Annotated in this window: 16 protein-coding genes and 4 tRNA genes; 18 read left to right on the forward strand and 2 right to left on the reverse strand. The window is 55.9% G+C overall.

Features of this window, described 5'->3' with window-relative positions; all coding sequences use genetic code 11:
• Nucleotides 1-8: 8 nt before the first annotated feature.
• The 10 genes from Q7F15_RS09805 to Q7F15_RS09850 all read left to right on the forward strand — a co-directional run bounded on the left by Q7F15_RS09805 (nucleotide 9) and on the right by Q7F15_RS09850 (nucleotide 9,322).
• Nucleotides 9-599: a GNAT family N-acetyltransferase gene (locus Q7F15_RS09805; protein WP_304415492.1), complete on the forward strand. Its 591-nt coding sequence runs from the start codon at nucleotides 9-11 to the stop codon at nucleotides 597-599.
• An 80-nt stretch (nucleotides 600-679) separates the two neighbouring features.
• On the forward strand, nucleotides 680-1,090 hold the full coding sequence (locus Q7F15_RS09810) for a DUF3054 domain-containing protein (protein WP_171566775.1): 411 nt from the start codon (nucleotides 680-682) through the stop codon (nucleotides 1,088-1,090).
• A 490-nt stretch (nucleotides 1,091-1,580) separates the two neighbouring features.
• Complete coding sequence (locus tag Q7F15_RS09815) at nucleotides 1,581-1,943, forward strand: hypothetical protein (protein WP_171564756.1); 363 nt, start codon at nucleotides 1,581-1,583, stop codon at nucleotides 1,941-1,943.
• Entirely contained in the window at nucleotides 1,924-2,556 is a 633-nt protein-coding gene (locus tag Q7F15_RS09820; protein ID WP_304415493.1) for a thiamine phosphate synthase, read from the forward strand. The genes Q7F15_RS09815 and Q7F15_RS09820 overlap by 20 nt, the downstream gene beginning before the upstream one ends.
• Entirely contained in the window at nucleotides 2,553-3,233 is a 681-nt protein-coding gene (gene thiE, locus Q7F15_RS09825; RefSeq protein ID WP_171564758.1) for a thiamine phosphate synthase, read from the forward strand. The genes Q7F15_RS09820 and thiE overlap by 4 nt, the downstream gene beginning before the upstream one ends.
• 61 nt (nucleotides 3,234-3,294) lie before the next feature.
• Entirely contained in the window at nucleotides 3,295-4,203 is a 909-nt protein-coding gene (locus Q7F15_RS09830; RefSeq protein WP_171564759.1) for a hypothetical protein, read from the forward strand.
• Between the two features lie 178 nt (nucleotides 4,204-4,381).
• Nucleotides 4,382-6,145 carry an aromatic amino acid hydroxylase gene (locus tag Q7F15_RS09835; RefSeq protein WP_304415494.1) on the forward strand — a complete coding sequence of 588 codons (1,764 nt, stop codon included), beginning with the start codon at nucleotides 4,382-4,384 and terminating at the stop codon, nucleotides 6,143-6,145.
• Between the two features lie 137 nt (nucleotides 6,146-6,282).
• Nucleotides 6,283-7,800, forward strand: coding sequence for a two-component system sensor histidine kinase NtrB (locus Q7F15_RS09840; protein WP_230076948.1), 1,518 nt, complete (start codon nucleotides 6,283-6,285; stop codon nucleotides 7,798-7,800).
• 255 nt (nucleotides 7,801-8,055) lie between these two features.
• Nucleotides 8,056-8,766 carry a cytochrome c biogenesis CcdA family protein gene (locus Q7F15_RS09845; RefSeq protein ID WP_171564762.1) on the forward strand — a complete coding sequence of 237 codons (711 nt, stop codon included), beginning with the start codon at nucleotides 8,056-8,058 and terminating at the stop codon, nucleotides 8,764-8,766.
• A 13-nt stretch (nucleotides 8,767-8,779) separates the two neighbouring features.
• Nucleotides 8,780-9,322 (forward strand): TlpA family protein disulfide reductase, encoded by a 543-nt coding sequence (locus tag Q7F15_RS09850; protein ID WP_230076947.1) that lies wholly within the window; start codon nucleotides 8,780-8,782, stop codon nucleotides 9,320-9,322.
• A 130-nt stretch (nucleotides 9,323-9,452) separates the two neighbouring features.
• Here the strand turns inward: Q7F15_RS09850 and Q7F15_RS09855 are convergent, their stop codons facing one another.
• Nucleotides 9,453-10,619, reverse strand: coding sequence for a CapA family protein (locus Q7F15_RS09855; RefSeq protein WP_304415495.1), 1,167 nt, complete (start codon nucleotides 10,617-10,619; stop codon nucleotides 9,453-9,455).
• Between the two features lie 265 nt (nucleotides 10,620-10,884).
• On the opposite strand from Q7F15_RS09855, the gene Q7F15_RS09860 reads away from it, so the two are divergent.
• The 8 genes from Q7F15_RS09860 to Q7F15_RS09895 all read left to right on the forward strand — a co-directional run bounded on the left by Q7F15_RS09860 (nucleotide 10,885) and on the right by Q7F15_RS09895 (nucleotide 13,275).
• Nucleotides 10,885-11,178 (forward strand): Mpo1-like protein, encoded by a 294-nt coding sequence (locus Q7F15_RS09860; protein ID WP_029099143.1) that lies wholly within the window; start codon nucleotides 10,885-10,887, stop codon nucleotides 11,176-11,178.
• Nucleotides 11,179-11,412: 234 nt separating this feature from the next.
• A complete protein-coding gene (locus tag Q7F15_RS09865) occupies nucleotides 11,413-11,613 on the forward strand; it encodes a hypothetical protein (RefSeq protein ID WP_212132502.1) in 201 nt (66 codons plus the stop codon).
• Nucleotides 11,614-11,818: 205 nt separating this feature from the next.
• Nucleotides 11,819-12,385 carry a thioredoxin family protein gene (locus Q7F15_RS09870; RefSeq protein WP_171564766.1) on the forward strand — a complete coding sequence of 189 codons (567 nt, stop codon included), beginning with the start codon at nucleotides 11,819-11,821 and terminating at the stop codon, nucleotides 12,383-12,385.
• Nucleotides 12,386-12,474: 89 nt separating this feature from the next.
• A complete protein-coding gene (locus Q7F15_RS09875; protein WP_171565013.1) occupies nucleotides 12,475-12,783 on the forward strand; it encodes a hypothetical protein in 309 nt (102 codons plus the stop codon).
• Between the two features lie 106 nt (nucleotides 12,784-12,889).
• Nucleotides 12,890-12,965, forward strand: a tRNA-Thr gene (locus Q7F15_RS09880).
• A gap of 12 nt (nucleotides 12,966-12,977) precedes the next feature.
• Nucleotides 12,978-13,062 (forward strand) — tRNA-Tyr (locus tag Q7F15_RS09885).
• Between the two features lie 42 nt (nucleotides 13,063-13,104).
• Nucleotides 13,105-13,190 (forward strand) — tRNA-Leu (locus Q7F15_RS09890).
• An 11-nt stretch (nucleotides 13,191-13,201) separates the two neighbouring features.
• Nucleotides 13,202-13,275 (forward strand) — tRNA-Gly (locus tag Q7F15_RS09895).
• Between the two features lie 1,046 nt (nucleotides 13,276-14,321).
• On the opposite strand, the gene Q7F15_RS09900 is transcribed toward Q7F15_RS09895, so the two are convergent.
• On the reverse strand, nucleotides 14,322-14,768 hold the full coding sequence (locus Q7F15_RS09900) for a hypothetical protein (protein ID WP_304415496.1): 447 nt from the start codon (nucleotides 14,766-14,768) through the stop codon (nucleotides 14,322-14,324).
• Nucleotides 14,769-14,958: the final 190 nt, after the last annotated feature.

The raw sequence follows: 14,958 nt of genomic DNA on the forward strand, positions 1-14,958 counted from the left end.
ATTGCATCATGCTGGAGATTGCTCCTGTCACGCTGGAAGGGGAAAGGGTGCGGCTGGAACCGCTCGGCCGCCATCATGTGGACGGCCTGTGGGAAGCGGGACGATACGAACAGATATGGACTTACATGTCGGTCGTGTTTCGGCAGCCGACAGATGCGGAGCAGTTCGTGAACCAGGCATTGCAGGCGCAGGAGGCGGGAACCGAACTGCCATTTGCGATTGTGGATCGCCGGAACGAAAAAGTAATAGGCAGTACCCGTTTTCTCAACATTTCTCGCAAGGACCGGGGACTGGAGATCGGCTTTACCTGGCTGACCCCGTCCGTATGGAAGACGCCGGTTAACACAGAGTGCAAGTGGCTGCTGTTGCGCCACTGTTTTGAAACCTTGGGCTGCATTCGCGTCCAGTTAAAGACGGACGCCCGCAATCTCAACTCGCAGCGGGCGATCCAGCGCATCGGCGGCGTCCGCGAAGGCGTGCTGCGCAATCACATGATTGTCCGCGACGGATACATCCGCGACTCCGTCTACTTCAGAATCCTTGATCGAGAGTGGCCGGCGGTGAAGAAGAAATTGCAATTGTTGCTGTTTGGTGAATAACGGCCCGTTCCGATTGTGGCCGTCCCGTAATGGTGTGTACAATAAGCGTGTGCAACACTGTTACGGGAATGAGGGCTGCGATGAATCGGACACATGCTTTGGCCAGATGCGTGCTGATAGTTGGCGATCTGGCCGCTTTTCTGCTCTTTACCTACTACGGAAAACGGGCCCACGGGCTGCCTGCCGACGCTGCGGGGATTTTGGCGACGGCTGCTCCGTTTTTGCTCGGCTGGCTGGCCGCCGCGCTGTTGTTGGGGGTTTACCGCCCCCATAGGTACGAGCGGCCGGGAAAACTGATCCTCATCACTGTGGCGGCGTGGACGGTGGCAGCGCCGATTGGCCTCATCATCCGCGCACTGTGGCTGGGCACGCCGATCACGCTGATGTTCGCGGTGGTCGCGTATGGGCTCATGCTCATGTTTCTGCTTGGTTGGCGCATCCCCTTTGGATTCGTTCACACGCTGATTCGCCGCCGGAATACGCCGCGCTGATAAAAGCCCGGAACTTCGGAGACGCTAGCCAGTGACGACAATCCAGGGGAGGTGTGCACATGGGCAAGAACAACAACAGCAAAGACCTCGGGAAAAATCGCGGGAAGACGCTGGATGAGCACGATCAGAACACCAATCTGCGTCAGTCCCAGCACAATGATCGGAACAAGCAGGAGTAACTAAAAACCGCCGGTGAATCCGGCGGTTTTTGTTTGCAGACAAAGTCCGGGGTGTCATGGGTGATGGTGCCCGCTCGCACCCCTGACGATCGGCAAAAAAAGTGGACAGTGTCCTGACGTGGTGCAGGCCTCCGGCCAGGAACGTATGGGAAAAGCGATTTTTGCAACGACAAACCAACTGCATAGAGGGAGTTTCCAGGCAGACCGACTTGCGGGCCCAACCGAGTGGAGCAGCGATTTGCAGGCTTGGCGGAGCCGCATCGGCTAGTGATATAATAGGGGGAGTTTCTCAACAAGTGGGGGGAGCAACCGTGACCGAACCGATGCAGGATGTACAGCAGGTGACGCTGTCGACACAGGCGTTTTTGATTTTGTGCCGCCTGTTCGACGGCTGCTACGATGATATGAAACAGCAGGAATCGATGCAAGATCTGGTGGAATCCATTGCCGATATTTTGTTGGCAGGAGTGCAGGAGCTGGAAGGGCGAGAGACAAAGCCGAGAACGGTCACGTTCCCGCTGACGCTGCCGCAATCGTTTTTGCTTCGCCGCCTGGCGCACGAGATGCTGGCTCGCGTGCCGGAGGGCCAGGAGGACAACATGACAAGCTGGCTGCAGGAGTGCGTGTCAGCACTGACAGGAGGGGCAGGGGCATATGGGACCCCGGCAACCTGAACTGCACGTCATCACCAGCGGCAGGCAGTCCCTCAATGAAGTGCTGAGGGTGGCGGAGGCCGCCTTTTTGGTCGGGATGGACTACCTGCACATCCGTGAAAAGCAGCGGACTGCCCGAGAATGCATGGAGTGGGTGGAAGCGCTGGCCCAGGTCATGCCCCGTGAGCGAATTCTGGTCAACGACCGGGTAGACGTGGCAGCGGCGGCCGGGTGCAGGGGCGCTCATCTCGCGTACCACAGCTTGACCCCGGCGGAAGCCCGCCGTGTGTTAAAGCCGGGGCAGCAGATCGGCCGATCCGTTCATTCGCTGGCCGAAGCCAAGCAGGCGGCTGCGGAGGGAGCGGATTACCTCTTGTACGGCCATATTTTTCCGAGTGCGTCCAAACCCGGTCTGGAGCCGCGCGGAACGGATGAATTGCGTAAGATCGCTGCGCAGGTGAAGATTCCCGTCATCGGCATCGGCGGGATCACGCCGGAAAACGCCTCTCATGTGCTGGCAGCAGGCTCAGCGGGGATCGCTGTGCTGTCCGGCATTACAGCGGCGAGTGACCCGCAGGCGGCGGCGCGAGGGTACCGGGAGGCGCTGGATCGATGGAAGGAGAGTCAGAGATGAGAGACCGTGAACGCTTGCGGAAAAGCATGCAGGTCTATTTTGTGGTGGGCACGCAGGATTGCGGTTTTTCGCCCGAGCGTACGCTGGCCATTGTCCGCGAGGCATTGGCCGGCGGCGTCGGGATGCTGCAGCTGCGGGACAAGGGGAGCCGTTTGACGGACGAAGAGCGGTACCGTCTCGGCCTGGAAATGCGGGCCTTGTGCCGGCAGTACGGTGCGTTGTTTGTCGTCAATGACGACGTATCATTGGCAGTGCGGCTGAAGGCGGACGGGGTCCACGTCGGACAGGACGACATGCCGCTCGCCCAGGTGCGGGAGTTGGTTGGCGAGCAGATGTACATAGGCGTATCTGCCGGGACGGTGGAGGAAGCACTTGCTGCCCAAGCAGGCGGAGCCGACTGCCTGGGAGTCGGCGCGATGTATGCCACCGCATCCAAAGCGGACGCCGGTGAGCCGATTGGTCCTGAGGGACTGCGAGCCATCCGCGAGGCTGTCGGCAGCGGACTGCCGATCGTCGGCATCGGCGGCATCACGCTGGAGAATGCGCGGAACGTACTGGCGGCAGGAGCGGATGGCGTCGCCGTCATCAGCGCAATCACTCGTGCCTCGTCGCCCGCCGAAGCGGCCAGAGAACTGAAACGCATCGCGACAGATGCGGCGAACGGGCAGTCAAGCTGAGCGCATAACGTACAATAACCAACAAAACAGTGCCCTCCCAAGCGGCGAGGAGGTGGAAATGATGAAACATCGCATATACCGGATCGGGTACGAATGGGTCAGCAAGCGGGAGCTTCTGGAGAGGTTGCAGTTGACCGATTGCGTGTTGGTCGAGCACAAGCGGTTGTTCCCCGCGGATGAGGGCACGACAGGAGAGATCGTCCCGGAAGATGAGCGGCACGCCGTGCTGATTCGCAGCCAGCGCCGTCCGGGGGAATGGATCACCTTCAACGGTCTGTACGAAATTCAGTCCCGCGAGCCAATCCCCTGGATCGATTCGCCGCTGGAGTACCATCAGTTCGGCACAGAATTGATTCCGGGCAACATCCGTCGGGACAAGGCCCCTCAGGCGCGCATTCCGGCGCGGACCAAACTGCAGATCGCGGCCATCCGGCAGGAGACAGTGTTTGTCACGGTGCCCGGCCACCCGTCCCGCCGATACGAAATGTCACTGGCCCACGCCCGGTTCGCCAAAGACTTTCCCACGGAATTGGAGCTGAAACTGCAGGTGTATGCGTTTCCGCCCCGCCATGACATCTTTGTCGACTGGCTCCTGAAAGAAGGGCGAAAGACAGGAATTATCATCCGGCCGAATCAGGAGCGGGTGGAGCGTTCAGCGTTTCAGGTGTGGGAAGAACTGCGCCAGGAATACGGAATCAGCGTCAGCGCCGCGCTGATCGCCATCAAACAGGCCCTGATCGTACTGGACAGAGCCGGTCTGGAGAGTGATTTTCCATATCCGGTCCAGGAGTTGTCCGACCTGTCGCTGTCCAACGACGCAGAACGGGACGCCTTTTACTCGTACCATGCCGTCCGCTGCGCCATGGCGGCCGTCTCGGCACTGTTGACGACTGATCCCAAGGACCCACTGCAAGATTTGCTGCTGGTGGACATCATGCTGGAACAGCAGATCAACCGCAGACGCGAGTAAGCGTCCTGCGGTTTTTTCATTATTTATGCTTTTGTTGTATAATGGAAGAAAATAGAAGTAGGATGGTCTTATCCAGATAAGTTGAACAATAAACATTTTTTGCACAATTTTGGTCCGGGACGTGGTATGATAGATCGAGAAAGCGTTTTCACAAAAACCTGTTGAGGAGGCTGTGAGAATGAATCGTGTGGAATCCGATTTTTCTCTGGTGCAGGTGCCTGTCCATCTCAGAGAGTTTGTAGTGGAACAGGATTACGAGCGGTACACGCCCGTCGACCACGCCGTCTGGCGCTACGTGATGCGGCAAAATCTCAGTTTTCTCAGCAAGAAGGCCCACGCCGCCTACGTGGACGGTCTGCGCACTTCCGGTATCAGCGTGGAGCGCATCCCCAACATCCGGGAGATGAACGAAAGCCTGGCCCAGATCGGCTGGGGCGCCGTTACCATCAACGGCTTTATTCCGGCCGTGGCGTTTTTTGACTTCCAGGCGCACGGCATCCTGCCCATCGCCTGCGACATTCGCCAGTACGTTCACATCGCATACACGCCGGCACCCGACATCATCCACGAGGCGGCGGGACACGCGCCGATCATTAAAGACGAAAAGTACCGTTCCTACCTCAAATTATTCGGGGAAATCGGTTCCCGCGCACTGTCCTCCCGCGAGGATTACGAATTGTACGAGGCGATCCGCTTGCTGTCGATCGTCAAAGAGGATCCCGAGTCCACCGATGAGGAGATCCGGGCAGCGGAGTTGGCATTGGAGCAAAAAGCGCAGGCGGTTAAGGAAGTGTCCGAAGCCAACCAGCTTGCCCGTCTCTACTGGTGGACGGTGGAATACGGGCTGATTGGCGACCTGGAGAATCCGCAGATTTACGGTGCCGGCCTGCTGTCATCGGTAGGGGAGAGCATGAGCTGCCTGAAAGACGACGTGAAAAAAATTCCGTTTTCCCTTCAGGCCTGCATCGAAACGGATTACGACATCACCAAACCGCAGCCGCAGTTGTTCGTCTGCAGGGATTTTGACGAGCTGATCGAAGCCGTGCAGGAATTTGCCAAAACGATGGCCATGTCCGTCGGCGGCACACAGAGCCTGATCAAGGCGAGCAAAATGCCGCAGACGTCCACCTCCGTATACAGTTCCGGTCTGCAGGTGAGCGGCGTGCTCAGCGAGCTGGAATTTGACGACAGAGGTGAAGCGGTCTACTTGAAGACGACGGGACCGACTGCGCTGGCCGTGGGTGACAAGGAACTTCCCGGCCACGGCAAAACCTATCACGCAGAAGGCTTCGGCTCTCCGATCGGCTTGCTTGCCGGCGAACCCACCCCGCTGGAGGAGTTTACGGACGGACAGCTTGAGGCGTACGGAATCGTCGTGGACCAGACGACCACGCTGACCTTTGCCTCCGGTGTCCAGGTGGTCGGCAAAGTGGCGTACATTCGACGGGAAAACGGCAAGATCGTCTTAATCGGATTTGACAACTGCACCGTCACGTACCGGGGAAAAACGCTGTTTATGTCCGAGTGGGGGACGTACGACATGGCGGTCGGCGAAAAAATCGTCTCTGTCTTTGCGGGAGCGGCAGACCGCGAAGCGTTTGCCACCGGCACGCACAAGCCTTCGGCCGTCAACGCCAGACGCCCGGTGTACAGTCCGGAGCAAAAACGGCTGCATCGGTTGTATCAGCAGGTGCGCGACATTCGCGAACAGGCACCTGCTGCCGAGACGGCGCAGCGTGTACTGGCGGAAGTGCTGCGGGAAGTTGACGAGGCCTATACGGACGACTGGCTGATTCGTCTGGAAATCCTGGAGGTTCTCCACAAACGCGGCCTGCTCCCGGACAAACAGGCACAGCTTCGCCTGGCATTGGAAGCGCTGCGCGAGAAAGGCGAGGAGCAGGCGCAGTTGATCGATAACGGCCTGTGGTTGATCGGAACGTAATTTTGCGGCGGTTACAGCGGCGTGAATCGTGCGAGCCGATCATCACGCCGCTTTACACAGCGACAATCTTTTGGTGATAATAGGAAATGTAGGGCAACATCCAAAAATGGAAACAAGCGTGAAGGAGCCAGTGGGAAGTGAAAAAACGTGTCGCTATGCGCGTAACCAATCTGGCCCCTGATCTGGCGGCCAAAGCGAATTCGTTATTGTTGAACCACGACCAACTCTCCGATCTATTCAAGGCAGACGCCCCCCACACCCTGGCACTGCTGGAGCAGTTCATCAAGGGATTGGCGAATGTTTTGGAAACCGGGAACGGGTTGATGCTGGAACAGCAGATGCGAGAGTTTGCGTTGAAACAGGCCAAGCAGGGGGTGCCGCTCGCCAGCATTCTGGAATTTATCCGGCTGGGGCGTGACGTGATTGTGGAGCAGCTGCAGGCAGAAGCGGAACAGTTGATGCAATCGCCCGCGGAATGGCCCTCATTTTCTTCAATGCAGATGGACGTGTTTCGTTATGTCGAAAAGCTGATAGACGCTGTGGTACAAACCTGTCAAATGGCCGAGCGCGAGGACATGCGCCAGCCTGAAAGCGCTCTTACCGCAGGTGAACCGTTTACGGAAGTGGCGGAACAGGGACTTGTGCAGCTCATCTTGAAGTCGACAGACATCGCCGTGCTGATGATCGACAAGGATCTGCGGATTGTGGAAGCCAACCAAGCCCTGGCAGATCTGCTCTCGGTGGAGCGGGAGCAAATCATCGGCAAGCAGATCGACGAAACGTTTCGCCCGCGCGAATGTGAACGCTTTCTGCAATGGGTGGTGGAGCGCGGCCAATCCGGTCACTACGTGGCGGAATACAATGGCAAGTGGACAACAGTCAGCACCAGCCCGATCTATCACGAAGGGGAACTGCAGGGAGCCATTGCCGTGATGCGCAACATTACGGAGAGCAAGCGGTACGATGAGGAACTGACCAAGCGGGAAGCCCTCGCCGCCGTAGGGCAGCTGGCTGCCGGCATGGCCCATGAAATCCGCAACCCGCTGACCTCGATCAAAGGGTTTATTCAACTGCTGCGGGAACAGATGGAGACAGACGGAAACCAATCGTATTTTTCCGTCATCTTGACCGAAATCGAGCGGATCGACGGGCTGTTGAACGACGTACTTGTCCTGGCCCGCTACCGGGACGACAAGATCGTAGCCGAACGGTTTTTGGTGATGGAGGAAGTGCTGGGCGTGATTCGCCTGCTGGAACCGGAGTCAATCCGACGGGGCATCCGGTTGGAACTGAACTGGTCCGGCGAACAATGGCATGTCTTCGGCTACCGCGCGCGCATTAAACAGGCGATTTTGAATATCCTGAAAAATGCGCTGGAGGCACTGGCATCCAAAGGGTCAGTCGTTCAGGTGTCGGCGTACGCGTCGATCAATCAGGTCGTCATTATTGTGGAGGATGACGGCGTGGGCTTGTCCGACAGTGTCAAGCAAAATCTGTTCGTGCCGTTTTACACGACCAAACCGGATGGAACGGGGCTGGGACTGTCCACGACGCAGCGGATCATCATCGATCACGGCGGCGAGATCTTCGCCGACAATTCGCCGCAGTTGGGCGGGGCACGGTTTGAGGTTCGGCTGCCGATTTCCATGCAGTAAGCGAGCGGCAGAGAAAACGGGCACGACCCTCGTGCTGATTGACCCGCAGTTGGATACATATCAATTGAGAAAAAGACGGATGACTGTTTCATTCGTCTCTTTTTAGTTAGTAGGATCTTTTGGTTACAGCGAGTTACCATAATATATCTTCTGTAAACGAAATTCCAACGTTTTTAAGACAAAGTGCCTGATCCACTTTTTGGACAAGGACTGCATCCGTTACAATAGTACAAAATGGTGTCCTCGGAGGTAGTTATGACTGCAAATCTTTCCGTATTGCTGGCTTTTGGCGCGGGGCTTCTTTCCTTTGTTTCCCCATGCTGTCTGCCGCTCTACCCTTCGTTTTTGTCCTATGTGACCGGCATCACCATGGACGAGGTGAAGAAGGGGAGGGCGGTCTTTCAACGGCAGGCGTTGCTGCATACGTTGTTTTTCATTCTCGGGTTTTCCATCGTCTTTGTCGCACTGGGTCTGTCCACGTCCTGGCTGGGCAATCTGTTTGCCGAGAAAAAAGACCTGATCCGCCAACTGGGCGGCATTCTCCTGGCGGTGATTGGGCTGGTCCTGCTCGGTGTATTCCAAATGGACTGGATGATGCGGACGTGGAAGATTGATTTAAAATCTCGCCCGTTGGGGTATACTGGGTCCATACTGGTCGGCATCACCTATGCGGCGGGGTGGACGCCGTGTGTGGGTCCGATCCTCTCCGGGATCTTCGTGCTGGGCGTGACCGATCCGACGCGTGCGCTGACCTACACGCTGGCCTACACCCTGGGGTTTGCCCTGCCGTTCTTCCTCATGACGTTTTTCATCAGCAAGGTCGGAGCGATCGTCAAGTACTCGGACCGGCTGATGAAACTGGGCGGTGCAGCCATGATCCTGTTCGGGATCCTGCTGTATACCGATAAGTTGACGGAAATTACCCGCGTCCTGATTCAACTGTATGGAGGCTTTACCGGATTCTAAACGAGGTGAAGAGATGAAAAAACTGCTGCCGGCACTCTTTGTAGCCTTTTTCGTCGGACTGATCTTCTGGCCGCATGCGGGACAAAGCCCGACGGTCATGGCGGAACCGAAAGCGGAACAAAAGCCGATACAGGGTTATGAAGCCCCCCATTTTACGCTGATCGGGATGGACAACCAGACGTATCAGCTAAACGGCAAGCGTAATAAGCCGCTCATCCTGAATTTCTGGGCCTCCTGGTGCGGTCCGTGCCAGATGGAAGCACCGGAACTGCGCAAGTTCTACCAAAAGTTTGGTCAGCAGGTGGATCTGTACGCCATCAACGTGACCAGTGAAGACAGCGTGGACGGCGCCAAAAACTTTGTGCAGACATACAAACTGCCGTTTCCCGTGCCGATGGACAAGACAGGGGAAGTGGCCAACCGCTATCGGATTATGGCGTTTCCCACCACATTTCTGATCGATCAGCAGGGTATCATCCGCAAAACCATCATCGGCATGGTTGACGCGGCCGTCCTGGAGCAGGAAGTACGCAAACTGCTGTCCGAAAAGCGCTGACCGCTGCGAGGTGCAGCGGTTTTTTCTTCGTGTTAGTGTTTCGATACGTACATGAAAAGGAGCCTGGATTTCCGGCTCCTTTTTTGTGATCCGTATGTCAGCGCAGGGCGTGGTGTTTCCGGTCGCCAGTTCATTGTGCCGTCTGGGCAGTCCCGCCATGCACGCTGCCGTCCGGATCGATCCTGACATGGGTGGAGATGGATTCGATCCGCTTGAGCAGGCGGGCGCCGTCCGCCTCGTTCATCGGCACCGGCTGTCCCAACTCAGCGTGGTATGGCAGTATCTTCAGAGTGCAGTCTCCCTGTTTCGTGCATGTCGTCTGCAGCACCATGGTCTCCCAGGTTTTCGGCTCTGCGGCACGCGTAAAAATGAAGTTGCCCAAACTGTACGCAATCCACTTGCCATGATACGATTCAACCCCCTGCAGCACGTGCGGATGACTGCCGACGACGAGATCGGCACCGGCGTCAATGTAGGCACGGGCCAGTTCCTTTTGGTGATCGACAGGGAGGTCCACTTTTTCCTTGCCCCAATGGGCGATTACGACGACGAGGTCGGCTTTGGAACGTGCCGCGCGAATCGCCTCGACAGCGCGGGCCGGGTCGTACGAGACGGCGAGTCCCGGCTTGTTTTTGCCGGCGTACCAACTGACTTCCGGTACAACCCGACTGAAGCCGAAGAACGCGATGGTGATGCCGTGTCGCTCGACCAACACCGGGGTGTATGCGCGGGCTGCATCCGCACCGGCGCCGACATAGGCAATCTCGTTTTCATCCAGTACGCGCATCGTGTCAAGCAGGCCTTCCACACCCTGGTCCATGGAATGGTTGTTCGCCAGGTTGACCAGGTCAATCCCGGCTGTTTTCATCGCCGGTACAGCTTCCGGGGGCGACTTGTACACATAGGTCTTGGCAGCGGGGGTTCCGCGCGTAGTCACGGGTGTTTCCAAATTGACGACGGTAACATCGTCGTGCTGAAACAGCGATGTAACGTGCACAAACGGAAAGTCGAAGCCATTCTCCCTCAACCTCGTTTCCACGTGGCCGGACATCATCGTGTCTCCCGCAAAGCTGAGCGTGACGGTCGGATCGCTGCCTGCCGTTGATTCGCCGGCTTGTTCCACTTGACCGTTTCCGCTCTTCCGAGGAATCTCCCTCTGTAGATTCTCCATATGATACAACCCGAAGAACAGAAAGAACATCACACCGAGTGCGAGGCCATTAAGCAACATGTACAAGCGTCTGCGCCGCCTCTTCCTCTTTTCGGCCTTGACCCGTTCCGTTCTGGTCCGATTCATCGCTCTCCCACCTGTAACATCACGGTTTTTCTCTGACAGCAAATACTTCCTCATTATACCATCGTTTGCTTGGCTCCCACATGAAAAGCGGCCCATGACAGCCAATATGATGCGCAAGTCCTCCGTTCACGAGCGACGGTCATGAGGCCCAGATGGGGAGACGAATGGGCGATCCGTCGTGGGAAAGCAGCGAAAATACGGCAGTGAACGGCTTCAAAGGCAGTACTCCAAAGTGTTAGAATATTGAAAAAAGGAGGTCTTTCACATGGAGGAAAAGGTGTCCTTTTTGGAACGGTACAAGCGCGACCACCAGCATCCCGTCAACAAGCTGACCCACGCGTTCGGCATTCCCATGATCGTCATTTCCCTGCCGCTCTTTTTCTGGAGCTGGAAGTGGGCGCTCGGCCTGTTCATCGTCGGGTGGATCTTCCAATTTGTCGGCCACTACGTTGAGGGGAATCCTCCCTCCTTTCTGAAAAATCCCGTCTTTCTGCTGATCGGACCGTGGTGGATACTGAAGCGGCTGTGGGGGTTTCTCACCGGCCAGCCGTACCGGTGAGGAGGTAATCCACAGCGGACCGGGGCCATGACGAACGGCCGGAGGCGCTTGCTGCGCGCCGGCTGTTTTGTGCCGACACCGTCATGGCGAGACACCGGGCGAACCAAAACCGTGCCGCATCTTTTCCGCTCCCGGCCCAAATTCCGGCGGGTGTCTCCGTTTTGTGTCCGTGCCCATGGAACAGGGCTGTTCTCCTTCATACAATAAACCGATCCAGCGGAGGAGGGAGAACGGATGGCAAAACCAAAAAAGGCAAAGACGAACCGGGAATCCCGGCAGCATCCCAACCAGTTGAATCTGAAAATCGTCACAGCCGAGACCTGTAAAGCGTGCAAGCAGCCGTGTGCGCGAGGCATGGCGTACGTCGACAAGATGTCGCGGCCGGGGGCGGTGGGCCGTGGTGTGCCCTGCATTCTGACGGCTCCCCGGACATGATGGAAACGACAGCGCGAACCCGCGCTGTTTGTTTTTGAGGATGGTTTTGGGAAACATGCAACGTCTGGAGCCCCTTGCGCGGGACAAGCCCAGGCACCGGTGCGGCGATAGCAGCTGAGAGTTAGGCTGTGAGCGGGAAGAAAGAGGATTTTTGTTCCGCTGTGTGGAAAGCTAGAACGGTACAGTGAATTGAGGAGGGGAAACCATGTCGGTCAATGTGGCCCACAAATTTGGAAACGGATTGAAGCCTCAGGTGTTCATGGACACCATGAGCAAAAATAAGGAAGCCTTCGCCGGGTGGTATGAAGCATTTTCCTGGCCGAGCGAAGAGGATCGGCAATTTTTTGCCTCGCTGCGCCACCGCGACGACTTGCGCTGCCTGATTTTGGCCGCCGACTGGTGCGGCGACGTCGTGCGCAATGTGCCCGTCTTGTTCCGCGCGTTGGAGGAAACGGAAATGCCCGTGGAAGTACTGGTGATGGAACAGCACCTCGATCTGATGGACCAGTTTCTCACCATGGGCGGCAGAGCGATTCCCATCGCCATCTTTGCCGACGCGGGCGGCCATGTGCTGGGGAAATGGGGACCGCGCCCGCAGCACGTCCAAGCGGTAATGGTCGCCTTCAAACAGCAAAACCCTGACCGCAGCGCGCCGGACTACGAAGAAAAGATCAAGGTTGCCCGCGCCGAGATGCTGGAGAAGTACGGTGAGGGAACGGGCTATCAGGCGGTAATCGTCAAAGAACTGAAAGAACTGCTTTCCTCGATCTAGGAAAGCAGCAACAGCGGATGTATGGAATTCCTCCGGCCAGACGCCCGACGCGATACATGGCCGGAGGTGCAGAAGAAGGGATGACGAGCTTGCATTACTACGGAAATGAGACGATTATGTCTGTGGAACAGGTACTCCGCCTGAAGCCAGGGGAAATCCGCATTCTGGAATGGGTGCGCACCTATGAATTCATGGAGAATCAATGGGGCGTGGACGAACCCGTTCCGCACTTTCTGGAAATCAAGTGCGAATCGGTCGGCGTCCGCATCCGCAAGAACCGCATCACCAATTTCCCCGATTACGTCTGCGAAGCGGAGCAGGTGTTCCCCGACGTGGAGCAGGCACTGCCGATATTCCACGAATGGGCGAAACGCATTCTCGAGGAGCAGGGGAAGTGAAACATTCTCTGAAATTTCCTATTGACATGTATGACTTACTATGATAGATTTAATGGCGTCACCTCCTTTTTCACTCTTGATAAAAATGGGAGGCGGACGCAAATTTGCCGGTGTAGCTCAATTGGTAGAGCACCTGACTTGTAATCAGGGGGTTGTGGGTTCGATTCCTATCGCCGGCACCACGGGCATTATATGGGGAGATAGCGAAGTGGCTAAACGCGGCAGACTGTAAATCTGCTCCCTCTGGGTTCGGCGGTTCGAATCCGTCTCTCCCCACCATTGACGATTTCTTTCCAATCTGTTATAACATTATACAGACGTGCCGGTGTGGCGGAATGGCAGACGCGACGGACTCAAAATCCGTTTCCAGCAATGGAGTGGGGGTTCAAGTCCCTTCACCGGCACCATACTCCCAGATGCGGGTGTAGTTCAATGGTAGAACTCCAGCTTCCCAAGCTGGCGGCGTGGGTTCGATTCCCATCACCCGCTCCATATGAAACCCTTGGGAAATCAAGGGTTTTTTGCTTTTTGGAAAGGGAATGTTGAGGGGGGAAAGCGGGGGTGGTGACGGACTGTTGACAAAATCAAATTATTCGCTGTTTGCAAGGGTCAAACTTGTCGAGTTTGGATGTTGTTTCCTGCGCCACCTTTTTGGTTACGTGAGCGTTAAAATCTGCAGTTGTCTGGTATTTTGTATGACCGAGATGTTCTTGTACCGCGACTTCAGGTCAGCACCTTGTTCGATATAAGAGCGGTGCAGCCGTCATAAGAGAAGCCCTCTGCCGGAAAACCGGTGGAGGGCATTTTTTATTCTCTCTCGTCTTTCTTCCTTCTGCCGCGAAGCCGGGGCGTGTCCATCCATGCTTGAACTTGCCCCCGAAGCCACAACGGTCCGCAAGCAAGCTCCTTGACGGGCTGCGGGAACTGTCCACGCCTCAGATACTCCTTCATGTAGTTCTTGGACTTGCCGGTCATTTCGCAGACCTCTGACAACCCCATGATGTCGTCCAAATTAATCTGCAATTATTTAATCCCTTCTTCCCAATGCTGCTGTTATCCACAAATATGCCACAACGTAAATCAGGATGGCTTTCTGCCACCACTGAGCAGCAGGCGAGTATGTGGCTAAAACAGCGAACCCTAACACTCCTCGGATGGAACGCAGATTTCTGATGTCTATTTTTCTTGTCTTCATGCTATTCTTAGGATGGTGGGGGGCCTCACTGGTCACCTGCAGCGTTTACCTTGGCGGGAGCGCCGCTTTCGCTTTTTCTTCCGCTAGCTTCGGGTGTACCTACTCCTTTCACCATCCCACGTACTCACCTCCTTTCTGGCCTTAATTATGCCAATTCGTTTAATCTGTAAAATATTGGTCTTCCCGCAGCAACTCTCTGCATGGCGGCGCAGTTTCGATTTCCATCACCCGCTCCGGATGAAACCCTTGAGAAATCGACGTTTTTTTGGTAAGAGGAAAAACCGCCTCCTGAGCGAAGGCAGGTTTTTTTGCTGACACATCCTTGTATCCGAAGCATCGTTTATTAGCCCTTCGATCTCGTTACGACATGAACACACGCTGCTGTCGCAACACATACCAAAACAGACAAGGGGAATGTCCACAGGTACGCATTTGTAAAATAAGGAACGGCTTCGGCACTGACGAACATCATGACGTTTTCCCATGTGACAGGGCTCCCTTCCATTATGACATAGCAGATGCCGATCAGAAAAATCAGAACCTTTTCCGCGATGGCAGGGAGTATACCGATCCACACGGCTGCTCTTGTTGCCCCTCGTTTATGAGAAATCCCTGCGTACAGACCACCGACGATATATGGGATGACTACCATTACAGATCCTAAAACCAGTCCTGACACATCTCGATGTTGATCAATCGGCAGCTTCGTGATCGCAGTGTACATCCATGATGCAAGGAATAGGGTAACAAAATAGGAACCTGTAATCACATACCATCCATTTTTTATCACTGCTAGCCCCCCTGGGAACTGGAGTTCATACCGTATGACGAACAGATTGTCTGGCTGGTCACGTAAACATCAAAGCGATTTTGGCAGAAATTGCAACAACATTTTCGTATGGCGGCTTCTGTTCGTTGTACATATTTGTTCGCATCAATAAGTGGAATATTTCAAATTTTGTGTGGAAATCTGTTTTTCC

Origin of the sequence: Brevibacillus aydinogluensis, assembly GCF_961514395.1 — a bacterium.
Lineage (GTDB): Bacteria > Bacillota > Bacilli > Brevibacillales > Brevibacillaceae > Brevibacillus > Brevibacillus aydinogluensis.